At 59.9% G+C, this 24,315-nt stretch carries 20 protein-coding genes; 7 read left to right on the top strand and 13 right to left on the bottom strand.

Translation table 11 applies throughout. The annotated features are described in order from the left end of the window. The first annotated feature begins 31 nt into the window (after nucleotides 1-31). Nucleotides 32-1,078, top strand: a complete 1,047-nt coding sequence (locus NET03_RS11465) for a lysylphosphatidylglycerol synthase transmembrane domain-containing protein (protein ID WP_252129064.1) — start codon at nucleotides 32-34, stop codon at nucleotides 1,076-1,078. A gap of 61 nt (nucleotides 1,079-1,139) precedes the next feature. On the opposite strand, the gene pnp is transcribed toward NET03_RS11465, so the two are convergent. The 6 genes from pnp to NET03_RS11435 form a co-directional block, all read right to left on the bottom strand. Further along, a complete protein-coding gene (gene pnp, locus NET03_RS11460) occupies nucleotides 1,140-3,506 on the bottom strand; it encodes a polyribonucleotide nucleotidyltransferase (RefSeq protein ID WP_252129063.1) in 2,367 nt (788 codons plus the stop codon). Nucleotides 3,507-3,691: 185 nt separating this feature from the next. Then, nucleotides 3,692-3,961: a 30S ribosomal protein S15 gene (gene rpsO, locus NET03_RS11455; RefSeq protein WP_252129115.1), complete on the bottom strand. Its 270-nt coding sequence runs from the start codon at nucleotides 3,959-3,961 to the stop codon at nucleotides 3,692-3,694. Between the two features lie 140 nt (nucleotides 3,962-4,101). Then, entirely contained in the window at nucleotides 4,102-5,109 is a 1,008-nt protein-coding gene (gene ilvC / locus NET03_RS11450) for a ketol-acid reductoisomerase (protein WP_252129062.1), read from the bottom strand. Between the two features lie 45 nt (nucleotides 5,110-5,154). Then, nucleotides 5,155-5,682 carry an acetolactate synthase small subunit gene (gene ilvN / locus NET03_RS11445; RefSeq protein ID WP_252129061.1) on the bottom strand — a complete coding sequence of 176 codons (528 nt, stop codon included), beginning with the start codon at nucleotides 5,680-5,682 and terminating at the stop codon, nucleotides 5,155-5,157. After that, nucleotides 5,676-7,412, bottom strand: coding sequence for a biosynthetic-type acetolactate synthase large subunit (ilvB, locus tag NET03_RS11440; protein ID WP_252129060.1), 1,737 nt, complete (start codon nucleotides 7,410-7,412; stop codon nucleotides 5,676-5,678). The genes ilvN and ilvB overlap by 7 nt, the downstream gene beginning before the upstream one ends. 604 nt (nucleotides 7,413-8,016) lie before the next feature. Then, nucleotides 8,017-8,601: a hypothetical protein gene (locus NET03_RS11435; RefSeq protein WP_252129059.1), complete on the bottom strand. Its 585-nt coding sequence runs from the start codon at nucleotides 8,599-8,601 to the stop codon at nucleotides 8,017-8,019. 448 nt (nucleotides 8,602-9,049) lie between these two features. Here NET03_RS11435 and NET03_RS11430 point away from each other — a divergent pair, with 448 nt between their 5' ends. Together NET03_RS11430 and NET03_RS11425 are read left to right on the top strand one after the other, a co-directional pair. Continuing rightward, a complete protein-coding gene (locus NET03_RS11430; protein ID WP_252129058.1) occupies nucleotides 9,050-9,748 on the top strand; it encodes a response regulator transcription factor in 699 nt (232 codons plus the stop codon). Nucleotides 9,749-10,301: 553 nt separating this feature from the next. Further along, nucleotides 10,302-10,568, top strand: coding sequence for a sensor histidine kinase (locus NET03_RS11425; protein WP_252129057.1), 267 nt, complete (start codon nucleotides 10,302-10,304; stop codon nucleotides 10,566-10,568). Between the two features lie 33 nt (nucleotides 10,569-10,601). On the opposite strand, the gene NET03_RS11420 is transcribed toward NET03_RS11425, so the two are convergent. Then, a complete protein-coding gene (locus NET03_RS11420; RefSeq protein WP_252129056.1) occupies nucleotides 10,602-10,874 on the bottom strand; it encodes a hypothetical protein in 273 nt (90 codons plus the stop codon). Nucleotides 10,875-11,080: 206 nt separating this feature from the next. Between NET03_RS11420 and NET03_RS11415 the strand changes: the two genes are divergently transcribed. From NET03_RS11415 to ruvA, 3 genes are read left to right on the top strand one after another with little or no spacing between them, the layout of a single operon-like run. Then, entirely contained in the window at nucleotides 11,081-11,986 is a 906-nt protein-coding gene (locus NET03_RS11415) for a Stp1/IreP family PP2C-type Ser/Thr phosphatase (RefSeq protein ID WP_252129055.1), read from the top strand. Continuing rightward, complete coding sequence (locus NET03_RS11410) at nucleotides 11,983-12,858, top strand: amidohydrolase family protein (RefSeq protein WP_252129054.1); 876 nt, start codon at nucleotides 11,983-11,985, stop codon at nucleotides 12,856-12,858. The genes NET03_RS11415 and NET03_RS11410 overlap by 4 nt, the downstream gene beginning before the upstream one ends. Continuing rightward, complete coding sequence (gene ruvA, locus NET03_RS11405; RefSeq protein WP_252129053.1) at nucleotides 12,855-13,430, top strand: Holliday junction branch migration protein RuvA; 576 nt, start codon at nucleotides 12,855-12,857, stop codon at nucleotides 13,428-13,430. Before NET03_RS11410 ends, ruvA begins: the two co-directional genes overlap by 4 nt. A 3-nt stretch (nucleotides 13,431-13,433) precedes the next feature. On the opposite strand, the gene hisD is transcribed toward ruvA, so the two are convergent. Genes hisD through pheS form a run of 5 tightly spaced genes read right to left on the bottom strand, consistent with a single transcriptional unit; the run spans nucleotide 13,434 to nucleotide 20,785 of the window. Further along, on the bottom strand, nucleotides 13,434-14,780 hold the full coding sequence (gene hisD, locus NET03_RS11400; RefSeq protein ID WP_252129052.1) for a histidinol dehydrogenase: 1,347 nt from the start codon (nucleotides 14,778-14,780) through the stop codon (nucleotides 13,434-13,436). Further along, entirely contained in the window at nucleotides 14,777-15,796 is a 1,020-nt protein-coding gene (hisG, locus tag NET03_RS11395; protein ID WP_252129051.1) for an ATP phosphoribosyltransferase, read from the bottom strand. The genes hisD and hisG overlap by 4 nt, the downstream gene beginning before the upstream one ends. Further along, complete coding sequence (locus NET03_RS11390; RefSeq protein WP_252129050.1) at nucleotides 15,789-17,255, bottom strand: histidine--tRNA ligase; 1,467 nt, start codon at nucleotides 17,253-17,255, stop codon at nucleotides 15,789-15,791. The genes hisG and NET03_RS11390 overlap by 8 nt, the downstream gene beginning before the upstream one ends. Then, a complete protein-coding gene (gene pheT, locus NET03_RS11385) occupies nucleotides 17,252-19,705 on the bottom strand; it encodes a phenylalanine--tRNA ligase subunit beta (RefSeq protein ID WP_252129049.1) in 2,454 nt (817 codons plus the stop codon). The genes NET03_RS11390 and pheT overlap by 4 nt, the downstream gene beginning before the upstream one ends. 33 nt (nucleotides 19,706-19,738) lie before the next feature. Further along, the gene (pheS, locus tag NET03_RS11380) at nucleotides 19,739-20,785 is read right to left on the bottom strand and encodes a phenylalanine--tRNA ligase subunit alpha (RefSeq protein ID WP_252129048.1); all 1,047 of its coding nucleotides are present in this window, start codon (nucleotides 20,783-20,785) and stop codon (nucleotides 19,739-19,741) included. A 245-nt stretch (nucleotides 20,786-21,030) separates the two neighbouring features. Between pheS and eno the strand changes: the two genes are divergently transcribed. Beyond that, nucleotides 21,031-22,332 carry a phosphopyruvate hydratase gene (gene eno, locus NET03_RS11375; protein WP_252129047.1) on the top strand — a complete coding sequence of 434 codons (1,302 nt, stop codon included), beginning with the start codon at nucleotides 21,031-21,033 and terminating at the stop codon, nucleotides 22,330-22,332. Nucleotides 22,333-22,668: 336 nt separating this feature from the next. On the opposite strand, the gene gpmI is transcribed toward eno, so the two are convergent. After that, on the bottom strand, nucleotides 22,669-24,225 hold the full coding sequence (gpmI, locus tag NET03_RS11370; protein WP_252129046.1) for a 2,3-bisphosphoglycerate-independent phosphoglycerate mutase: 1,557 nt from the start codon (nucleotides 24,223-24,225) through the stop codon (nucleotides 22,669-22,671). Nucleotides 24,226-24,315 lie beyond the last annotated feature (90 nt).

Here is a 24,315-nt window from a genome sequence, read left to right as displayed (position 1 = left end):
TCTTCGACACCGTTCGGCAAGGGTAGCACAGATGTCTGACAGAGAGGTGAACCCAGGGCCAGTCGCCACGGGGGCGATGCATGGTGCAGCACTCTGGCGGCGCTTGCTCGTAGGGCTGGGGCTCGGCATCGTTGTCATAGCGGCGCTCGCCGTCGTGGCTGATGTGCGTACGGTCTTGCCGACACTGGCTGGATTCACTTGGGAAATGCTCCCCGTCGTCTTGCTTCTAACAGTCGGGAATTACGCATGCCGTTTCCTCAAGTGGCAGTTGTATCTGCGCTGGGTTGGGGTGACAGACTTTCCGTGGCGTTGGAGCCTTGCGGTTTTTCTCTCCGGATTCGCCATGTCGATTACGCCGGGGAAAGTTGGTGAGTGGCTCAAGGCATATCTTGTGTCACGTCTCGGCGGTGGAGCCATGGCACCGCTTGTTCCGGTTGTTGCTGCGGAACGGCTCACCGATGGAATTGCAATGTTGGTGCTCGGGCTGGCAAGCGCTGCGGTTGGATCAGGGTGGGGATGGGAACCGCTGAGTATCCTCGCGGTGATGGTTCTCCTTGGTCTTTGGCTCCTGCAAGAGGAACGCGTGGTGCGACCGCTTCTACGGTTCGCAGGGCGGGCACCGGTGATCCGAAAGAGGGCTGATACTGTTGAGGCTGTCTACGACGCGGCGCGTGCGATTGTCTCCTGGCGGAGGCTCGTCCTGGTCAGCGGGCTGAGTGTGTTCTCATGGTCTCTCGAGTGTATCGGCCTCTTTCTCATCCTGGTCGGATTGGGACTACGACCAGAAGCGGAACTTCTCGCTCTCGCGACCTTCGTGCTGTCGACAGCGTCAATTGCGGGCGCTCTATCGCTCTTGCCAGGGGGGCTGGGAGCGGCCGAGGCGGGGATTACGGGGCTCCTCGTCTTCTTGCGCCCGGATGTTTCTACAGCGGTGGCTGCAACGGCAACTGTGCTCATCCGGATAGGAACACTCTGGTTCGGGGTGTTTCTCGGAGCTCTCGCGCTCCTGTGGATACAACAGCGGGTGCTGCGCTCAACCGAGCAAAGTTGTGTTGAGCGGGAACGAGTGAGTACATGACGGCAGAGAGCTCACGGTCGACCTGAGGAAAGATCGACCGTGAGCTGTCGTACCTGCTTGTTCAATGTGGTTCGTCCTCGTGGAGGATTTGCTTGAGCCGATCACCGATCCGATATTGGCCTGGTGGCCTGCTTGATCCTTGGGCCTGAGGCCGTTGCGGTCGACTGGGGCCCCGCTGCTCCGGTTTGCGCGGAGGTGGGGGAGGCCGGCGCTCGGGCTGCTGCAGTGGTGCGCTGGGACGCTGTGGCGGGCGCTGGTTGCCGTGACTATCAGTGGGTGGTGCGGCCGAAGCGCGCTCCACGGCCTCCTTCTCGAGGAGCGCTTTTCGGGAAAGGTTGATTTTGCCATCCGGCCGGACACCGATAACCATCACGTTGATCTCTTGGCCAACTTTCAGCACGTCCTCAACAGAGCGGATACGACCAGGAGCGATCTCCGAGATATGGAGGAAACCGTCTTTGCCCGGCAGGATCTCGACGAAGGCGCCGGAGGGGATAATGGTGACCACGCGTCCATAGAAGATCTCTCCAACCTCCGGAATCCGCGTGAGGCGCTCGATTTCTCGCACTGCTCGCCGCGCGCTGTCTTCGTTCATCGCGGTAATGAAGACCGTTCCGTCTTCTTCGATCGAGATCTTGCTGCCGGTCTGTTCCTGGATTGCACGGATGACGCGACCGCCCGGGCCGATGACCTCGCCGATCTGCTCTGGCTTGATCTTGATGCGGAGGACACGCGGAGCATATGGCGACATCTCGGGACGCGGAGCATCGATGACCTCACACATCTTGTCGAGGATGAAGAGTCGTCCTCGGCGCGCCTGTTCCAGGGCATCACGCATGATCTCGGGGGTAATACCCATCACCTTGATGTCCATTTGGATGGCGGTGATCCCATCACGTGTTCCAGCGACTTTGAAGTCCATGTCACCGAGGGCGTCCTCGATTCCCTGGATATCGGTGAGGATGGTGTATCGTCCCGCCTCTGGGTCGGTCACGAGGCCCATTGCGACACCAGCGACCGGTTTGCGAATTGGCACACCGGCATCCATAAGGGCCAAGCTCGAACCGCAGACGCTTGCCATCGACGTTGAGCCGTTTGAGCTGAGTACCTCAGATACGAGGCGCATTGTGTAGGGGAAGTCTTCCTCGCTCGGCAAGACAGCAAGCAACGCTCGCTCGGCGAGTGCACCGTGGCCGATGTCACGTCGACTTGGCCCGCGCAGCCGGCGGATCTCACCGGTGCTGAAGGGCGGGAAGTTATAGTGGTGCATATATCGCTTGGTCTCTTCGATACCCAAGGTGTCGAGGAACTGTTCTTCTTCCTTCGTCCCAAGCGTACAGACGGAAAGCACTTGTGTCTGTCCGCGCGTGAAAATAGCCGAGCCGTGCGGTCGAGGCAAAACCCCTACCTGGATCCAGATTTCGCGGATTTCGTCCGGTCGGCGACCGTCCGGACGTTCGCCGCGCTCCAGGATCGTGCGGCGAACGAGGTCCTTCACCAGTGCATCGAAGAGTTCGCCAACTTCCTTCGCCGTTGGCTGTGCGGGAGCGATGAAATTCTGGAGCTGCACTTCGGCCGGAGCGAAGTGGGCAACCACCTCTTCACGCAAGGCTGCTGTCGCTTGTAGGCGCAGTGTCTTATCAGGGTTGAATACTGCTTCGCGCAACCGGTCGCCGAGGTAGTCCGCGATCTGCCGCTTGAGTTCCAGGTTCTCCTGTGGAGGCATGAACTCACGCTTGGTTTTTCCGGCAATCGCCTGGAGTTCAAGTTGCATTGCGACGATGCGCTTGATCTCTTCATGGGCAGCGACCACTGCTTCGATGAACCGATCCTCAGAGATCTCGTCTGCCCGACCCTCCACCATGAGGATTGCATCGGCGGTGCCAGCCACCACAATCTCCATAGTGCTTTCAAGCAGTTGGTGACTTGTCGGGTTGATGACAAGTTCACCATTGAGCTCGCCAATGCGTACTGCGCCGACGGGGCCGTACCATGGGATGTCAGAGAGTGTCAGCGCAGCTGATGCACCGATGATCGAAAGGACATCTGGCTCGTTCTCCTGATCTGCGGAGAGAACTGTCGAAATCACCTGGACTTCATTACGGTAGCCCTTAGGGAAGAGAGGCCGGATAGGCCGGTCAGTCAACCGAGCAGCGAGGATTGCAGATTCCGATGGTCGTCCCTCACGGCGGAAGAAGCCTCCGGGGATCTTCCCGGCTGCGTACATCTTTTCCTCGTACTCGACAGTAAGTGGAAAGAAATCGATTCCCTCGACTGGCTGCTTGGCACCGACGACCGTCGTCAGTACCACCGTTTCGCCGTAGCGAACCAGCACCGCACCATCGGCCTGTTCAGCAACACGACCGGTTTCGATGCTGAGGATGCGTCCTGCGATTTCGATGGAGCGCTCGTGGATGATCGGTGGCATGGCTCCGTCACTCCTCCGTTTCTTGAGTGTGCTCGCCTCAACAGTGGCTCAATCCATACACTGAAACGGCCCAGGGTACTCCTCCCCTGGGCCATGCGATCGAGGCGCGAAAGGACTGATGCTGGGTATGCTGATCGACCCGGCGAGTGCTGACAACGCCGGGACGATCATGATCGGCACCGCGGTTATCCGCGGAGCCCGAGTCGTTGGATGAGTGCTTGGTATCGCTGGGCATCGGTCCGCTTCAGATAACGCAGCAGCCTTCGCCGCTGCCCGACAAGCTTCATCAGACCACGGCGCGAATGGTAGTCGTGCTTATGCTCGCGCAGGTGTTCTGTGAGAATGTTGATGCGTTCCGTCAGCAGGGCCACCTGGATCTCTGTGGATCCGGTGTCCTGTTCGTGCTGGCGGAATTGCTCGATGATCGCGGCCTTTTGCGCCTTATACAACGCCATCGCTTCGCGAATCCCCCGATCGCTGTGCGCTCCCTGCGCCACACATCTACAACACCAGCAGTATAGCAGAGAGGACCTATCGGTGCCGCAAAAAGAGTGCTCCGGGGATTTTCCCGGAGCACTCTTGAACCCCTCCCGCGTCAAGATGGGATCTGGCGTTGCTTGAGCCAGGGCATCATGGCGCGGAGACGCTCGCCGACCTCCTCAATCGGATGCTGAAGGTGTTCCTGGCGGAGTCGGTAGAAGTTCGGCCGGCCGGCCTCATTTTCCGCGATCCACTGCTGCGCAAAGCGACCAGTCTGGATGTCCTGAAGGATCTGGTGCATGGTTTCCCGGACGTGATCGTCGATAATCTTTGGACCACTCACGTAGTCGCCGTACTCGGCGGTATCACTCACGGAGTAGCGCATGAACTTGAGACCGCCTTCGTAGATCAGGTCGACGATCAGCTTGAGTTCGTTCAGCACTTCGAAATAAGCGATCTCAGGCTGATAACCGGCCTCGACCAGCGTCTCGAAACCGGCCTGGATGAGATGGCTCACACCTCCGCAGAGCACGGCTTGTTCGCCGAAGAGGTCGGTCTCGGTTTCCTCCTTGAATGTCGTCTCAATCACTCCCGCCTTCGTGCACCCGAGTCCCTTCGCGTAGGCCAACGCGATCTGTTTGGCTTGGCCACTCGCGTCCTGATGCACTGCCAAGAGTGCCGGGACACCGATCCCCTGGACGAAGAGATCACGCAAGATGTGCCCTGGACTCTTGGGCGCTACCATGGTGACGTCGACATCAGCCGGAGGAACGATCCGTCCATAGTGGATATTGAAGCCGTGGGCGAACATAAGAAGCTTCCCTGGCCGGAGTTCAGGAGCGACGCTCTCCTCGTACACGCCTTTCTGGACGTGGTCCGGCATGAGCATGGAGATGATGTCTGCGCGGGCTGCTGCTTCACGCGGTGTCAAGACTTCAAAGCCGTCGGCTTGGGCTCGTTCCCGGCTGCGGCTGCCCTCGTGGAGACCCACAACGACCTGCACACCGCTATCACGAAGATTCTGGGCATGGGCATGCCCCTGGCTCCCGTAGCCGAGAATCGCCACCGTTTTGCCGGCCAGGAACTGCAGATCGGCATCTTTGTCGTAATAGATCGTCGCCATCGGTTGTCATACCCTCCGTTCGAATCCGTTCTCCGTACACGCGTTTCATGCTACAACGGGCTGCGGAACCGTCGCAACTGCACGCGTACCGCGTGCCATCGCAATGACGCCGGAGCGTGCCAATTCCTTAATTCCGTAGGAGCGGACCATCGTGATCAAGGAATCAATTTTGTCTGGCGGTCCCGTCACCTCAATGATGAGCGAATCTGGGGTTGCATCGACGATGCGTGCCTGATAGACATCGGTGACCAACCGCATGATGTCACTTCGATTCCGATCAGTTGCCGCCACCTTGATGAGCGCAAGCTCGCGCTGGATGAGATTCTCGTCAGTCACATCTGTGATCTTGATCACCTCAAGAATTTTATATAATTGCTTGACAAGTTGTTCGATCTTCCGGTCGTCACCCTGCGCCACGAGTGTGATGCGCGAGAGGCCAGGCGTTTCCGAATGGCCAACTGCGATCGAATCGATGTTAAAACCGCGCTGGCGGAAGAGACTGACGATCCGATTCATCACTCCTGGCTTGTCTTCGACTAGCACGACGAGTGTATGACTTCGCACGCTCACCATTCCCCCTCAACCTGGTACTCGTCAATCATGTCCCGGAACGTTCCACCGGACGGGATCATCGGGAACACGTTCTCTTCCTGATTCACAACGAACTCGATGAGTGCGGGTCCGCGGAAAGAACGGGCCCAGAGGATGGCCTCGTCGACCTCGCCCGGGCGTGTGACCCGCCGTGCTGCCATCCGGTAGGCCTGACCCAGCAGGACGTAGTCCGGGCTCGAGATCGGCGTCTCCGAATAGTTTCGGTTGTGGAAGAGCTGCTGCCACTGCCGGACCATGCCGAGGTAGCCATTGTTGATGATCGCCACTTTGACGTTGAGTTGTTCGTCGACAATCGTCGCGAACTCGTTCAAGGTCATTTGCACACCACCGTCGCCGACGACCGCCCACACCTCGGCCTCAGGGCGCCCGATCGCGGCTCCCATTGCGGAGGGGACGCCGAACCCCATGGCACCCAGACCGCCGGAACTGATCCACTGCTGCGGGATGTCGCACTTGTACAGCTGGGCCGTCCACATTTGATGCTGGCCCACATCAGTCGTGACGATCGCTCTCCCCTCCGTGAGTGCGTGGAGCCGCGCGATGACGTACTGCGGCTGGAGGATGCCATTCGGTCCTGATGGCTCGGTGCGGATTGGCCGGTACCAGCTTCGGATCAGGCTCAGCCAGTCGTCATGCTCCAGCGGTTCAAGTTCTTCGAGCAGGAGGCGCAGCGCTTCGCGTGCATCGCCGACAACCGGCACTTCTGTCTTAAGCACCTTGCCGATCTCTGCCGGATCGATATCGATGTGAATGATCTTCGCATTGGGCGCGAACTCGCTGGGTCGGCCTGTCACTCGATCGTCAAAGCGCATCCCGATCCCGATGATCAGGTCTGCCTCGTGGATGGCGCGATTCGCGTGGGCATGCCCATGCATCCCAACCATTCCGAGGCACAGCGGGTGAGAAGCTGGGAAGCCACTAATGCCCAGGAGTGTGAGGCCGACCGGAATCTGCGTGCGTTCGGCAAAGCGCACAAGTTCCTCTGTCGCTCCGCTCACGAGGATGCCGTGACCAGCCAAGATGAGGGGACGCTTGGCTTGGCGAATCAGTTCGGCCGCGCGTCGGATTTGCCGTCGATGCGGCACGATCGTGGGGCGATAGCCAGGGAGATGAAGTTCCTGGCGTGGAGCAAGGTAACCCTTGGCGAGCTGGACGTCTTTGGGGATGTCGATGAGTACAGGTCCTGGGCGACCAGAGCGAGCAAGGTAGAACGCCTTCTGAATTGCAGGGCCGATCTCCTCCACGCTGCGGATCACCATGTTGTATTTGGTGATCGGCAAAGTGATACCGGTAATGTCTGTTTCCTGGAAGGCATCCATCCCAATCACGCTTTGCGGGACCTGGCCGGTAATGGCGACGATGGGGATTGAGTCCATCATGGCATTGGCGATCCCTGTGACCAAATTTGTCGCCCCAGGGCCGGAGGTGGCCATGCAAACTCCCACCTTACCGGTCGCTCGCGCATAACCGTCGGCGGCGAACGCAGCGGACTGCTCGTGTCGAACCAGGACATGATGAATTGGGTAGTAAGGTAACGCGTCATACACAGGGAGAATGGCACCGCCGGGATAGCCAAAAATGACCTCCACCCCTTCACGCACCAGGGCCTGCATCACGAGGTGCGCTCCGAGCTGTGGTTCGCGCTGCGGTTCTTCCCTGACCTGCTGTCGCTCACGTGTCTCAATTGCCATTGCGCCTGACCTCCCTTCGTGACCCCTGGATATATCGCGAGCCTCCCGCTGGGGAGGCTCGCGATGCGCTTCGTCTTTGTTCACTGTCTTGGTCCGCGCTCGCTCAGCCTCCCACCAGCGGCAGGCCCGTAAGGATGAGAATTACTACTACGAGGCTGAGGAAGCACGTCCAGGCTGAGGTGGCGAACACACCCTCAATACTAGCTGGTCGCTGGTTGCTGTCTCTCAAACCTTGTGACCGCCGCCTCGGTTTCATGGAACTCCACCCGGGACTGCTCTTTGTCCCTCTCGCAGCCTACCAGAGGAGTCGCCTCGTGTCAAGCGTTGAGTGGGCTGGAAGATGAACGAGACATGGATTTGCCCAACAGCCGGCAGTGACAACATGTGCGTTCCGTGGGAGCGACGATCACGGGAACCTCCCCGGTCACCGTTGGGCGAGCCGTCTCTCGTAAAGGATAAATGGTTGGCTGAAATTGTCCACTTGTGCGTAGGACGCGCGTCCAGATGCAAGCAGTCCCAGCATTGAGCGCTATGGAAACGCGCCTTCCCACCGATCTGGCGCGGTGGATCGGCTCCAGACCGCACTTGTTTCACCCCTGAGCAATTAGAGCATCCGTCCTGGTTGACGGCGGGCGGCTTTCCGAAACGTTTCCACGTCTTTGCGAGCAAGACGGGCGATCTCCCGAGTCAACTCCTCGATGCGATCCAAAACACTGGCAAGGTACTCATCGGGAGTGCCTTCTTCCACACCAGCTGTCGGATTCAAAGGATCTCGCCAAATTGCAACGGAACTCGTTTCGCTGTCGACGCGGAGGAGAGGCGCGAACGCGCTCGCGTGCTCTTTGCGGTCGAGCCACCAAAGCCAGCCGACATGAGGACGCAAATGTTCCTCGACCAAGTCGAGGACTGCGCTCTCAGCTTGAACTGCGACAAACCGAGCGCGCAGGTTACGCCAGCTGACTCGTTCCGCGGGGAGAGGCTGCGGGAGGAGCAGATTGAAGCCATGCAAGGCTGCAGTGAGCGTCTTCAGTGCCTGGTCAATGACTGCGCAGGTCCCTGACTCGGCGAGCGAAGGCCGGTGTGTTCGCAGTGCGTCGACGACAAGCGTCAGTTGCTCCCGGGCGCCCGCCAAGCGTAAGGCAATTTGCGCCTCATTTGGCAGCTTGAGCGCATTTGGGTCCTCGGACACAACTCTCAGCTCCTACTCATTCTCAGTATGGCCAACAGTCGCGCCCAAGACAAGAGATGATATTCGCGCGTAATCACCGAGGATCTGTTTGGTGTCGGGCGAGAACACGCGCCCCGGTCTCTGCCCGGTGAAGAGGCCTTCTTGCTTTCACTGGTTGGCCGAGCGTGCCCAAGGTCCAGTTGGGCACGGTAGCGACGCGAGAGGCGCACGATTCCGTTGCACGAACCGGCGTGGTTCAGTTGCAGAAATACAGGTTGGTTTTCGGCGCGAGTGGGCGCGTGCTCGTGGAGTGCTCTCATTTGCGGTGGTTGTTCGACTGATCCATCATGCTGGGCGGTCAACACTCTTGACGAGGAAGAAGAACTTTCCTACTATGAAGGTGCTGTGGGTCAGGTCGACGAAGAGAAGTCGGCGGTGCGCGTGCGTACCGTTCTGTGAGGGCCTATCCATGGAGAAGCGGTTGGTACTCCTTGTCGACGACGACCCGTCAATCCAACGACTGTTGCGCGCAGCGCTTACCTTGCGAGGGTACAGTGTTGTGGTCGCAGGAACCGCGAAAGGTGCGCTCGAGGCGCTGGATCGGCATGAACCCGATCTTGTGCTTCTGGATAGTAACCTCCCGGACCGCAGCGGATTTGAGGTCCTGCAGGATATCCGCTCGCGAAGCACGATTCCAATCATCTTGATCAGTGCACGGGCTGCCCCGGAGGACCGAGTCTTGGGACTTGAACTCGGGGCCGACGATTATGTGACGAAGCCGTTTCATCTCGACGAACTTCTCGCCCGAATTGCTGCGGTTCTTCGTCGGGCATGCCGCAACATACCACGGCAAACAGTTCTCCACTATGATCACGTGACGATTGATCTCCAGAATCGGCGCGTCTACGTCGATGGCCAAGAAGTTCGCCTCAGTCGAACGGAATGGGCACTCCTCGAGCAGCTCGCGCGAAATCCCGGCCGTGTCATGCGGCATGCCGAGCTGCTCAGTCACGTGTGGGGACCGGAGTTCGTGCGCGAGACGTACTATCTGCGTACGTGGGTCAGTCGCCTACGTTCGAAGCTCCGAGATGAGGAGCCACATCGGGTCATTGTGACCAGACCCGGACTTGGATATCAGCTGGCCGAACCCATAGCAGTATCCGCTTAAGGTCTGCAGGCATTGTACCGGGATGGCCCACTTGCGGGACCGTCTTGGTCCGCTGTCCTTCCTCACGATCAAAGAGCGATGGCCGCATACCAGGTGGGGTAGGGAGTGGGAGGAAGTCACCGAGATCATCAAGAGTGGTGCCGTCTCTGGTAAATTGTTGTTCAGGTACCAGAGGCGGTCGTGATACCGGTTCGGGAACCGGAATCGGTCATCCTTTGTCTGGCATGAACCGCGTATCCACTTTACGGTCGTCCAACAGATTGCCCAGCTTCTCGTGACGAAGTGGGAAGCGCTGAGTGTGAAGAAACGCTCCACACTTCTACGAGCTCTCCTGACTACCGACCGTTCCTTGCGGGACATGCTCGAGCGCCTGCTCCAGCTGGCGGAATTGCAGAAGGCAGGTACACAGCAGAGAAGAGGTTCCACTCCGATTACCGAACGTGTGTCCGCGATGTTGCGCGAACTCGGCGAGGAGCTTGGGCCGTTGCGACTGGAAGTTCAGCTCCCTCCTGATTTGGCGGTCGGCATCGTCCCCTTGTACGTGGTGTAAGCCTTGCTGAGCATCATCCACAACGCTGCCAAATGCAGCCTTCGCGGGGAGCGGATCGAGATCGGGACGTATCGGGAAGGTTCTGAGGTTCGTATCCAGATCCGTGATATGGGACTAGGCGTTGAGTCCGAACTCCATTCACGTCTCTTCCAGCCGTTCCAACGTGGGCGTTCTCAGGGGAAATCCGGACTCGGTCTAGGCCTCTACCAGACCAAGTTACTCGTCGAGGCCAACCGGTGTCGCATCTGGCGCGAAGCATCGGGAGGGTAAGGAGCTGTATTCGTCTCGGCGTCCCCCGAGCGATTAAGCAGCACAACCGACCAGAGTGACGCGCTGATCCCGCACCACGTCGGATGAGAATCGCTGGAGGAGACGGTGACGTAGCTCGGACAGGGCATCCGACGCGCTCTGGCCGCAACCCGTAAGAAACACATACCCCTGTGTTGTCGCCACCAAGCCGACTGCGACCCACTGGCTGGGAGCAGGTTGAATGACGTAGAATCGGAGCATCCACGGACCAACAATGTCCTCGCGCCACTCCTCAGTGCGCTGGTGCGATTGCCACCGGGTTTCCATCTGGACACTCCCTCCCACGGGGAATCTCCCGCTGTCTCTAGAGTAGTCTGTTTGGCGGCTCCGCGTGTTACAGCATCGTGACAGAAGATGAGTGGTCGGTTCCCAAGGAATCGGTGCAGTGTGCACAGTCGCAAGCGGCGTGTTGCGGGAGGAGACGCGAGGGCTCATACTTGGGCCTAAGGACGAGAGGAAGGTGGCCTGAGGCCGTGGTTGCCCGTGCGCGAGTTCGTGAGACAACGTTCCTTGTCGGGGCTGCAACCGATCCTGGTCCCGTTCGAGAGCAGAACGAAGATGCGGTCCTCGTGGTCGAGCCAACCAGTCCGGAGGCGCAAGAGAACGGCGTTCTCTTCGCTGTCGCCGATGGGATGGGTGGCTATCGGGGAGGAGAAGTTGCTGCGCAGATGGCCGTGGAAACACTCCGTGAGCACTTCTTTGCGTCACCCGTTCCGCCCACTGAGGTCGCGAAACGGCTCGAGGAGGCGTTTCGTTTGGCGAACGGGCGGATCTTCCGCGAATGGGAGCCACACGGTGAGACCAACTTAATGGGGACAACCTTGGTCGCGGCAGTGGTCCGCGGCGAGAACCTGACCGTGGCAAATGTTGGTGATAGCCGTGCCTATCTGATTCGTGCTCGTCGCCCAACGCAGATTACTCGCGACCATTCGCTGGTCGCTGAACAGGTAGAAGCAGGCCTGCTGACACAAGAAGAGGCGCGAGGGAGTGCCTATCGGAATGTCATCACGCGTGCACTTGGTTATCGCCCGAAAGTGGACGTCGATGTCTTCGAGCTCCGTTTGATGAGTGACGACCGCATTGTCCTCACGTCGGATGGTGTTCACGATGTCCTGAGTGACGAGGAACTCGCGGCGATCGCGCTGTCTGCGGAACCCGAGCGGGCAGCGCGGATGTTGGTCGAGCGCGCGCTCGAACAGGGCAGTCAGGACAACGCCTCCGCCATTGTTGCGTGGCTCAAGCCGGCGACGACCCCAGTTGAAGCGGAGGCTGAACGTCACGGGGCTGGCAGTCGTTGGATTGTCGCCTTGATCGTCATTGGCTTACTCCTGTTCATCGCAATCGTCGGGGTGATCCTGAGCCTGGGTTACGGTGGATGAGAACCGTTATTGATGCTCACGTGCACATCTTTCCACCCGAAATCGTCCAGCGACGGGCTGAATTCTGCCAACGAGATCGATGGTTCGCCGAACTGTATTCGGATCCTCGCGCGCGTCTCGCAACGGCAGAGGATCTTGTCGCTTCGATGGACGAGGCTGGAATTACAGTCTCCATTGCCGCCGGCTTTCCCTGGTCGGACCCTGGACTCTGCGCGTATCACAATGAGTATCTGGCCGAGGCTGCACAACGGAGCGCTGGCCGTATCGCATGGCTAGCAACAGTTGTGCCGCATCAGCGGCAGGCAGCAAGTGAAGCAGAGCGCTGTTTCCAACGCGGTGCGAGCGGAGTTGGAGAACTCAATGCGGATGCTCAAGGGTTCGCCTGGGATGAACCTGGGGCACTCAGTGACCTCGTTGAAACCTGTATTTCCGCACGCCGTCCTATTATGGCGCACGTGAGCGAGCCGCTTGGCCACCGCTATGCTGGCAAGGGAACCGCATGGCCACAGCGTTTTGTGCGATTCCTCGAGCGCTTTCCTGATGTGACAGTGGTGGCGGCACATTGGGGCGGTGGACTCCCCTTCTATGAGTTGATGCCTGAAGTTGCAGTGGCGACAAACAACGTCGTCTACGATTCTGCGGCGAGCACGTACTTGTACCGGTTTCGCGTGTTTCGCCTGGTTGTCGATCTTGTGGGTCAGCAGCGTGTGCTGTTTGCGAGCGACTATCCGGTATTGCGGCAGAAACGCTTCCTGGAGCGCGTACAGCGTGAAGGGAGTCTAACCGAGTCGGAGCTTAGAGCTGTGCTGGGCGAGAATGCCCAGCGCATCTACGGCGTACAGTTGCCGCTCGTCGAGGAGCGCGACACGTGATTCGAGGCCTCCGCGGCACACTGGTGAGTAAACGACCGGGTGAACTGCTCGTCGATGTTCAAGGCGTCATCTTTCGCGTGCAGACATCGGCGACGACCTTGCAGGAGCTTGGTGACCCTGGGGAATGCATCTCGCTGCTCACTCACCTGATGGTTCGCGAAGAGGAACTTGCTCTCTACGGTTTTGCGACGGAAACCGAGCTGGAACTCTTTCTCTCGTTGCTCGGGGTGAGCGGGGTGGGGCCACGAGGAGCGTTAAGTGTCTTGTCTCTGGCGCCGCCGGAACGGATTGCGGAGTGGATCCGCGAGGAACAGGTAGAGCAACTCGCACGTGCGCCCGGAGTCGGACGCAAAACGGCAAGCCGGATCGTGTTGGAGCTCCGTGGACGACTTCCGTCACCGGTTCCATCGAGCGGAGTGGACGAGCTCGACCGCGAGCTTCTGGCGGCACTCCAAGCGCTCGGCTATACCGCCCAGGAGGCGCGCATGGCTGCGGTACAGCCGGACGTCCGAGCTGCAGAAACACTTGAACAGCGGATCCTCGCTGCGCTTCGCCACCTGGCTCCATCTTGACGATTATTGGGGCGGTACTCGCTCCAGCCGCTGTTCGATCGCAGCGGCATGTGCTGGTAGGCCTTCAGCTTGAGCCAGCTGCATGGCGGGAACACCGAGTCGCTCCAGGGCCTCAGGCGAGACAGCGATCACACTCGTGACTTTGAGAAACGTCTCGACCGTCACCGGTGAGGCGAACCGAGCGGTTGCCCCTGTCGGCATGACGTGGCTTGGTCCAGCGGTATAGTCGCCGATCACCTCGGGTGAGGTTTCACCGAGGAACACGCCGCCAGCGTTCCGGACGCGATCGAGATAGCGCCAGGGGTCCCGTATTGACAGACACAGATGTTCCGGCGCAAAGAGGTTTGCCAATTCGAAAGCCTGCTCCAAATCGGGGACGATGACGATCGCTCCGTTGCGTTCGAGCGCACTCCGCGCGATGTCTGCCGATTCGAGACGTGCGAGCTGCCGCTCAATTTCGTCGATCGTCGCGCGCGCGAGACCGGGATTGGTCGTAATGAGAATAGCGCTGGCGAGCGGGTCGTGCTCGGCTTGCGCCAGGAGATCAGCTGCGCAGAGTGCGGGATGGGCAGAGTCATCAGCGATGACCAGGGTCTCTGTGGGACCGGGAAGCTGGTCGATCCCGACCTCGCCATAAACGAGCCGCTTCGCGAGCACAACGAAGAGGTTTCCTGGGCCAGCGACGATGTCAACTTTGGGAATTGACTCGGTCCCGAAGGCCATCGCGGCGATTGCTTGTGCACCTCCGAGTCTGTAGACGGAACGAATGCCCAGGAGATGTGCTGCCGCGGCGACGATTGGTGCGATCCGCCCATCCCGTCCTGGTGGGGTGCAGACGATGAGCTCACGAACGCCAGCGAGCTGTGCCGGGATAGCAGTCATAAGCAGCGAGGAAGGAAGCGGCGCTCGGCCACCTGGAACATAGATGCCAACACGATCGACCGGGCGAACGAGCTGTCCAAACGCACCATCGCGATCGAACTCGATCCAGGAACGCCGACGTGTCCGCTGGTGGAAATGCTCGATACGGTCGCGTGCAAAGCGCAGTGCTGTGAGCACATCCGCAGGCACCGTGGCAGCGACCCTGACAAGTTCATCCTCCGGTACACGAAAGTCCTCGACTGGGATGCCGTCGAAGGCGAGCGTGAATCGTCGCAGAGCATTGTCCCCCTCTTCACGCACAGCTGTGATGATCCGCTCGACGACCTGAAGCGGTGAGAGCTCCGCACCGAACACGGAGCGAATGCGTTCGCGTACTGCATTAGGGAGCTCGCTTGGCAGCTGACGCGGACGTCCCAAGAAGGCCCGCGCAGCATGGAGATCCTCAAAAAGCCGGATCACTCCCGTCATGCTCCCTCCTCCAGCGCTCGACAAAGCCGCTCGAACGCGAACGACCGGGAATCGAACACGTAGTCAGGCGACGTCACGGTGATGCCAGTGCTGCCAGCCAGGCGCAAGTGATCCACCGCTTCCAGCAAGAGGTGAGCAGGAACGATGATCGTGACCTCATACCATCCAGAGCGGGTGTCTCCCGATTTCGGGTAGACGCGGGCGACCGTCGGCCCGAGTTCACCAGTGGTCGCAACATGAGCAGTGACATGGCGGACGACGTCCTCTTCGTCGTGGCCGCGGATGTTCGCCGTGATGAGGCGATAACGCCGTGACCGAAGGCGGGCCTCGATGAGCTCGATCACGATGCGGGCGCGCTCGAGCTTCTCAGATGCGTGGCAGAGCGATTTCCGGCTGGCGATGAGACACGCCTGAGCGCTGAGGATGACGCCACCTTCCAGAACACGGAGCCGGTTCTCGCGGAGCGTGACACCGGTCTCGGTCAGATCGGCAATGAGATCGGCATATCCGAGGGCTGGCGCGACCTCTAGTGCGCCATGCCCTTCAACGAGCGTAAAGTAATGGACGCCATTTCGAAGCAAGAACTCCCTCGTGAGATTCGGGAACTTTGTTGCAACTCGTAACGTGCGGCCACGGCGTTTCCACTCGACTGCAAGATCAGCGAGATCGGCGATCGTCGTCACGTCGAGCCAACTCTCAGGCACGGCCAACACCAGCTCGCAACGGCGAAATCCGAGATCCTCCATGACCACGAGGACCTCTGGATCATCTCCTGCCAACTCGGCAACGAGGTCGTACCCGGTGATGCCGAGGTCAGCGCCGCCGGTCGCAACCTGCTGAACGATGTCAGCAGTGCGCTGGAACAGCACCTCGATCCCATCAATACCCGACAATCGGCCGACGTACTGGCGGGGGTTGGGGCGCCAGACACTGAGCCCGGCACCTTCCAAGAAGCGGAGGGTCGCTTCCTCATAAGCACCCTTAGAAGCAATAGCGAGCCGCAACGGTTCACTCATCGGTGTCTCGTTCCTCATTCGACCGAAGGTCCCAATGCAGGACAGAGCCGGAAACGTCAACGACGAGCAACTGGATGAATCCACGTCGACGAGCGTAGCGGCGATTCGCGGAGACGGAACGCTGCCGCACGTCGAGTTCGACAATGGCTCCTCGTGCACGCAGTGCTTCCGCGACCTGTTCAGCTCGTGCGAGTGCCTCTGGCTGAGCCGCTGCCACGAGCAGGCGCGGTGCTGCCGGGACGTCCGGAAGGGACGCCAGATCAGCGATACGTTCCAGCCCACCGGAGAAACCACACGCGGGTAAAGGAGCCCGTGCGCCTAAGAGTTGAGCGAGATCGTCATATCGTCCACCGCCGCAGAGCTGACGGCCGAGATCGTTCTCAGGATAAACCTCAAAGAGGATGCCGGTGTAGTAGTGGAGACCGCGTGCCATGCCTGGGTTGAGAACGATCTGCTGCGAGGCGACACCGTACGCGGCAAGAAGTTCGAGCAAATCATCGATCTGACGCAAGGGGGTTGCATCGAGTTCGTAGCGTGCGATGACCCGATGAAGCTCGGGCAGGACCTCATCAGGTGGGCCGGAAATGGAAGCAAGTTCACGGACGAAAGCGAAGGCATGACGGAGTGCCTGCTGATCCGCGCTCCGCTCGAGTTTTGCCAAGACACCACGGACGATCTCGTCAGGTGTGCGGGAGCTATTAGACGTTTGCATGCCAACTTCTTGGAGGAGTGTTAGGACGAGTCGCTCGAGTTCCTCGGGCTGCAAGGGGTGTAGCTTCTCCCGTAATTCCCTTGTCAGCTGGGCGACGTGGGCACTGCCGGTGAGCGCAGGGAGTTCCGCCTCGAGATCGACGTCTTGTCCCTTGCGCAGCCGTTCCATTGTCCAGAGAAGCCAGTCCCGCGCCCGTTGGCGGAGCGGTAAGCGCTGGAGAAAGTCGAGAACAATTCCGACATGCCCGAGCACGATCCGCGGGACGATCCCGAGCGACTGGAGAATCTCCACCGCGAGATGGATCACTTCAGCGTCACCACTTGCACCGGGGGCCCCGAGGAGTTCGCACCCCACCTCAGTGAACTGGCGTGTGCGACCCGCTTGGGGACGCTCGTACCGGAATACCGGCCCGGCATAAGCGAAACGGAGCGGCAATGGATCATTCTGCCGGGCGTCGACGTAATAGCGCAAAACGGACGCCGTGTGCTCTGGCCGCAACGCCATTTCGCGATTCCGAAAGGTAAAAGCGTAGAGTTGGGCAATACGTTCTGGGCCGGCCTTGCGGAGAAAAAGCTCGGTCGGTTCGAGGATCGGGGTCTCAATCACCGCGTACCCGTGGCGTTCGAGGATACGAAGGATACGCCGGAGAACGGCCTGGCGTCGTCGGAAAAGTGCTGGCCCCACATCCTGCATTCCACGCAGGCGTTCAAGGGGAGGAAGACTCTCAGGCGTTGAGTTCGATGTCACCGGCGGAACTCTCCCTTGACCCGTCGACGGACTTGCTGCTCGATCCGTTCGCGCACACGCTGCAGTTCCGTGTCGCTGAGTGCTCGGTCAGGTGCCGAGAGAATCACACGGAAGGCCAAGCTCTTCTTGCCGGGCGGTATGGCCGGACCGCGGTAAACATCGAAGAGTCGTATTGCCGCCGCGAGTGGCCCAGCCCCAGCCCGAATGGCGGCAGCAACGTCAGCCGCTGGAGTCGCCTCGTCCACGACGATCGCGAAATCCTGTTCAATCGGTTGATGGCGAGAAATTGGACGGATGGTGACCGGCTCCAGACCGAGTTCGATCAACGAGGGAATATCGAACTCGGAAATGACCACTCTGTGGTGCTGAGCGATACCGAACCGCTCGGCGATGGTGACGAGCACTTCCCCAAGAATACCGATGGGCATGCCGCGGTACACCAGTTCTGCGCTCCGACCCGGTTGGAGGGTCGGATGGACAATCGGGCGAAAGACGAGATCCTGCGCACCGAGGCGTGGCAAAAGTGTCTCTAGGATACCCTTGAGGTCGAAAAAGTCTACAGGACGCTCCTCGTGGTACAGATCGCGCGGTGCATGCAGGCCAGCGAGAAGACAACCGACAGCGCGGCGCTCGTCAGGTAACTCGTCGCGTCCGCGCGGCAGGTACACCTTGCCAGTTTCGAAGACGGCCACAGCATCGTTGAACTTGAGTTGCTCCGCCGCGTTTCGCAGTAAGGTCGGGATAAGGGATGGGCGCATGATCGACCACTCCGGACGGATGGGGTTACGCGCCCGCACGAACTCCTGGCACGGTCGCTGGTAGAAACCAAGCCGTTCTGGCACCGAACCCCCACTTGGAGAGAGTGCCAGGAGCGTCTCGTCATCAACCATCGGATAGGTGATGATCTCGTGCAGTCCAGCGGCAACAAGGCCGTTTTGAATCTGCCGAATGAGGCGCAATTCTGGATCGATCTCGACCGGAACGGTCTGTCCAACCGGGAGACGTTCGGGCAACGAGTCATACCCGATGACCCGGGCGACTTCCTCGACAAGATCCGCAGGGATGGTCACGTCGCTGCGATAGGTCGGTACCTCGACGATCCAGATCGATCGGTCGTCCTCCCGGTGCGTCTCGGTCACGAAGCCGAGTCGTTGGAAGACCTGAAGCACCTCGTGATCAGGATAGTCAACGCCGAGCAAACGCGGGATTTCAGTGCGCGGCAGCTCGATACGACGTGGCAACCGAGGAGACGGATAGTGGTCGACAAAAGCAACCACACGGCAGGTGGGAATTAACTCAGTGAGCAGACGCACGGCGCGTTGGGCTGCGAGCCAGCAGAGGTTGGGATCGAGTCCGCGCTCGAAGCGTGCCGATGCCTCGGTGCGAAGGCGCTGCGCGCGAGCGGTCCGCCGGATACTCAACATGTGAAAGTTCGCAGTTTCTAGAAGAACAGTTGTCGTCTCTTCAGTGATCTCGCTGTCGAGCCCCCCCATGACGCCGGCAATGCCGACTGGTCGCTCGGCGTCGGCAATGACAAGTGTGTCAGGCGTCAGTGTGCGTCGGATGTGATCGAGCGTTTCGATCTCCTCTCCTGGGCGGGCACGCCGCACGACGATACGCCCTTCGCGCAAGCGCTGCCGATCGAAGGCGTGCTGTGGTTGTCCCCATTCCACCATCACATAATTCGTCACATCAACGACGTTGTTTATCGGTCGGATACCGACGAGCTGGAGTCGCCGACGGATCCACCACGGCGAGGGCTCGACGCGGATACCCTCGAGTGCTACACCAACGAAGCGGGCGCAGAGGTCGGTCGCCTCGATCGTTCCGAGGATCGGATCAACTGGAGCTTCGAGTGTGGCAAGTGCCGGGAGTTGGAAGGGGGCTCCGGTCAGGGCAGCGACCTCGCGTGCCACGCCCACGATCGAGAACGCGTCGACACGGTTGGGCGTAATTGCGAGCTCGAGGACCTCGTCGCCCAGATATTCACGAAGCGGCATACCGACGGGAGCATCGGGATCGAGAACCATGATTCCCTCGTGCTCTTCAGACAGGCCAAGTTCCTTCTCGGAGCACACCATGCCTTCCGACCGCACGCCACGGATGGTCGCCGGCTTGAGGGTAGTCAATTTCGGTTCGGCGCTGTGGCCATCATAAAGTGTGGCTCCGGCGAGTGCCAATGCCACCTTCTGCCCTACCGCGATGTTCGGTGCGCCAGTGACAACGGTCAAACGGTGTGCTCCGGCATTGACCGTAGCCAAAACCAGCCGATCGGCATTGGGATGGGGCTCGATACGCTCTACCATGCCGACATAGATGTTGTCCCAGTGCGCCCCGATACGCTCGATTGATTCGACCTCGAGTCCGGCCAGTGTCAGTCGCTCCGCGAGTTCGTCGGCCGAGAGATCGGTCGTGACGAGTTCGCGCAGCCACCGCATCGGCACTTTCATCGGTGTTCGCCCACCTTCCGTGTTGCTCGTTGCTCAGACCGGTATTCGATCGAACTGCTGGAGGAAACGTAGGTCGCCTTGATAGAAATAGCGAATGTCGGGGACGCCGTACTTGAGCATGACGAGTCGCTCCACGCCCATACCAAAGGCCCAACCAGAGTAGCGCTCAGGGTCATATCCCACATTGCGCAAGACTTGCGGATGCACCATTCCCGCACCGAGGATCTCAATCCAGCCGCTGTTTCCGCAGACACGACAACCTTCCCCGCGACAGAACATGCAGTCGATGGCGAAATCGACCCCAGGCTCGACGAAGGGGAAGAAATCACAGCGGAAGCGAACGCGACGTTCGCGCCCAAAAAGCTGACGCGCGAACTCAGCAAGGGTGCCTTTGAGATCCGCCATTGTGATGTGCTCGTCAACTGCGAGCCCCTCGATTTGATGGAAATGCCATTCATGCGTCGCGTCGACCGCTTCGTATCGGTAACAGCGTCCAGGAACGACCACCCGGATGGGCGGCTGGCGTCGTTGCATGACCCGGATCTGCATTGGCGACGTATGTGGCCGTAGAACGATCTCCTTTTGGTCGGATTCGATGAAAATCGTATCCCAGACGTCTCGGGCAGGATGCTCCGGTGGAATGTTGAGAGCGTCGAACGCGTAGTATCCGTATTCGACCTCTGGACCCTCGACGACTTGGAATCCGAGATGCGCGAAGATGTCGGTGACTTCCCGGATCATCTGTGTCACAGGGTGGAGTGTACCGATAGGCGGCACACGTCCGGGAAGTGTCACATCGACTGCCTCGGATGCGATCCGCGCAGCGAGTTCGAGTTCGCGGATTTCTCGCTCTCGCTGTTCGTAGGCTCGCTGGAGCTCCTCCTTCAGCGCGTTTGCGGCGCGTCCAAAGGCGGGCCGCTCCTCCGGCGGGAGTGTACCCAACTGGCGAAGCAGAGCCGTAACGTCACCGCGCCGCCCGAGATATCGAGCATGCCACTCTGTCAGGGCGTCCTGCGTTGTTGCGGCGTGGAGTTCCTCGAGTGCTCGTTGGAGGAGTGCCTCGATTCGTTCGCTGCTCACTCACTCGCCTCCTGCGATAGGGGCGTTCTCGTTCGACCCTCGGTGGCGCGTCCTTCGGGACGCGGCCTGAGCATAAGGATGCGCGATCGGAGGTGTCAAGCAAGAACCTGAACGGCACCCTCTCGCTCGGTTGCGTTGAGGTACAAGGACACTCGCGACGCTGTGGGCGATCCCAAAACTCGGAATTGGTGAGTACACTTCCGCGGGTTGCTGCAAGAGTGTGACCCTGAGGGGGGAGACAAGTGATGAGCGAGACAACGGTCGTTGCTGTCCGTGGGCGGGAGATCCTGGATTCCCGGGGTAACCCGACAGTTGAGGTGGAGGTTCGCTTGGCTTGTGGGGCAGTGGGGCGCGCAGCGGTGCCTTCGGGGGCATCCACCGGACGTCACGAGGCGGTGGAACTGCGCGATGGCGAGACGCGTTACGGGGGCAAAGGAGTACGCAAGGCGGTTGGACATGTGAACGGTCCAATTGCTGAAGCAATCAGTGGGATGGACGCACTCGATCAGCGCGCCATTGACCGAACACTCATCGAACTCGACGGGACACCCAACAAGGGGCGTCTTGGTGCGAATGCGGTTCTCGGCGTCTCGCTCGCGGTTGCGCGTGCCGCTGCAGCAGCGCTCGGACTCCCGCTCTACCGCTACTTGGGTGGCGCTGATGCTCATGTCCTTCCAACGCCGATGCTGAACATTCTGAATGGTGGCAAACACGCGGCGGGATCAGGTGTCGACATGCAGGAGTTTATGGTCGTTCCGGTCGGTGCCCCCTCGTTCGCTGAGGCGATCCGCTGGGGAGCCGAGATCTATCATACGCTCCGCAAGGTACTGGCTGAGCGAGGCGCTGCGACAACAGTCGGAGATGAGGGAGGATACGCGCCGCGCCTTGAGAGCAATCGTCAGGCAGTAGAGGTTGTCCTGAGCGCTATTGAGCGGGCGGGCTTTCGCCCGGGTGAGGACGTCGTTCTGGCACTCGATCCAGCGATGACCGAACTTTACCAGGATGGAGCCTACACGCTCCCTGGTGAGGGACGAACGTTGTCGCCGGACGAGATGATCGACTTTTGGAGTGAGTGGGTCGAGCGCTATCCGATTGTTTCCCTCGAAGATGCGCTCGCCGAGGACGACTGGGATCACTGGCGGATTCTCACTCAGCGTCTTGGGAGTCGAGTGCAACTCGTCGGGGACGATCTGTTTGTCACAAATCCGCAGCGTGTTCGCCATGGTATCTCGTTTGGTGTCGCGAATGCGGTTTTGGTGAAGCTGAACCAGATTGGAACGTTAAGCGAGACTCTGGAGACAATCCGCCTGGCCCGTTCGCACGGGTATGCGACCATCATTTCGCACCGGAGCGGGGAAACTGCTGATAGTTTTATCGCCGATCTTGCGGTCGCGGTGAATGCAGGACAGATCAAGACGGGTGCGCCGGCTCGGATGGATCGTGTCGAAAAGTACAACCAGCTTCTGCGGATTGAAGAGGAGCTCGGTGCATCGGCAGCGTACGCTGGATGGAACGGTTTTCCGGCCCGTTTGCGGCGGCTTGGATGACAGTCGGGCCGCCTCATGACCGCGGAATGCGCGTCGGGTCGCCCACTCAGCGGGTTTTGCTGACCGCAAGATCCCTCTCAGATCCACGTCGGGGAACTCGCTGTGGGGCCAACGTGGGAGCGGCGAGCAGGGCGAGGAGATCTGCCGCCGCTCCCCTTCATGGCTACGTGGCGGATCGGTAACTTATGAGTCTTGTCAGGCCGTCGCAGCCACCGTCGTGTTCCTGCGACGGCCTTTCGGGGTCAGTGGATGAAGAGCAGTAACTCGTTGCATCCCACGCCCTCGAGAGCTTGGAGCAGCCTTTCAGAGTCAGTCGATGGATAGCGGTTACCCAGCTTACCGTTGGATCAAGCTCTGCCCGGTCATCTCCTCCGGTTGTTCAAGGCCCATGAGTTGCAAAATCGTTGGGGCGACGTCGGCGAGACGACCGCTGCTCCGTAATGTCACGCGACGATAAGGACTCTGCTCAGGTGCGACGAGGACGAAAGGAACTGGATTCTTGGTATGTGCAGTCCACACCTCGTTCGTTCCGGGTACCAGCATCTCGTCAGCATTGCCATGGTCGGCGGTGACGATGAGATATCCATCAACTGATCGCACTGCATCCTCGATCCGGCCAACACACTGGTCGACACACTCGACGGCTTTGACTGCTGCCTCAAAGACCCCGGTATGCCCGACCATGTCTGGGTTGGCATAGTTGATGAGGACAAAGGCATACTTTCCGCTCCGGATCGCCTCCACAGCCACGTCGGTGACTTCGGGGGCACTCATCTCCGGCTTAAGGTCATATGTCGGTACTTTGGGCGATGGGACCAAGACACGTTCCTCGCCAGGGAAGGGTTCTTCTCGCCCTCCATTGAAGAAGTACGTCACGTGGGCATATTTCTCGGTCTCTGCGGTATGGAACTGTCGGAGTCCAGCCTCTGACAGGACGCGCGCCAACGGTGTCCGAACGATATCCGGTGCAAAGGCAACCAGAACTGGGAAATGCGGCTCGTACTCAGCCATGGTGACCATTACGATATCGCGCGGCCAACGGCAGCGTTCGAAAGCACGGAAATCCGGATCGGTCAGGGCGGATGTCAACTGTCGCGCTCGATCGGCGCGAAAATTGAAGAAGATGACCGCGTCGCCGTCCTGGACCGTCGCTCGGGGGCGTCCGGTGGAGTCGACGATTACGGTGGGAACAATGAATTCGTCGGTAACCCCCGCGGCGTAACTTTGTTCAATCGCTTGCAGAGGGTTAAAAGCGGTGCGGCCCTGCCCACACACAATCGCGTTGTAGGCCTGCTGCGTCCGATCCCAGCGTTTGTCCCGATCCATGGCGTAATAGCGACCACTGATGGAGGCGATAAAGCCGGTTTTGAGACGTTCCATCGTGCTCAGGAGTTCGCGCAGATGCTCGATACCCGAGGTCGGGGAGGTGTCACGGCCATCGGTGAACGCATGCACCGCGACACGAGGGACGCCGGCGCGCGCTGCGAGCTCGAGCAAGGCATAGAGGTGACGTTGGTGGCTATGGACGCCGCCGTCCCCAATAAGCCCGAGCAGATGGAGAGTTCTGCCTGGCTGGCAGGCTCGGTCGATCGCCTTCAGGAAGGCTTGGTTTTCGAAGAAGGAGCCATCCTCAATGGCAAGGTCAATACGGGTGATGAGCTGGTAGACAACTCGGCCCGCTCCGAGGTTGAGGTGACCGACTTCCGAATTCCCCATCTGGTCGTCAGGAAGTCCGACGTCGAGTCCCCAGCAGCGCAATGACGTCATAGGGTAGGTGGCTTGGAGGCGATCCATGACCGGAGTGTGTGCTGCGCGAATGGCGTTACCGGGATAGTCGGGCCCGATGGCCCAGCCGTCCAAAACGACCAGGCAAACGGATGGTTGTTGCTCCACTGCTTGTCCTCTCCCTCCCGCGCACAAACACGATTGCTCTGCTCATAGTAGACATCGGAAGCTGCTTGCGGCAAACAGCACAAAATGCGA

Origin of the sequence: Thermomicrobium sp. CFH 73360 (genome assembly GCF_023806465.1) — a bacterium.
In the GTDB taxonomy this organism is placed as follows: domain Bacteria; phylum Chloroflexota; class Chloroflexia; order Thermomicrobiales; family Thermomicrobiaceae; genus Thermomicrobium.
The sequence above is the reverse complement of the archived record's forward strand: the minus strand, read 5'-3'. Positions and strand labels throughout refer to the sequence as shown.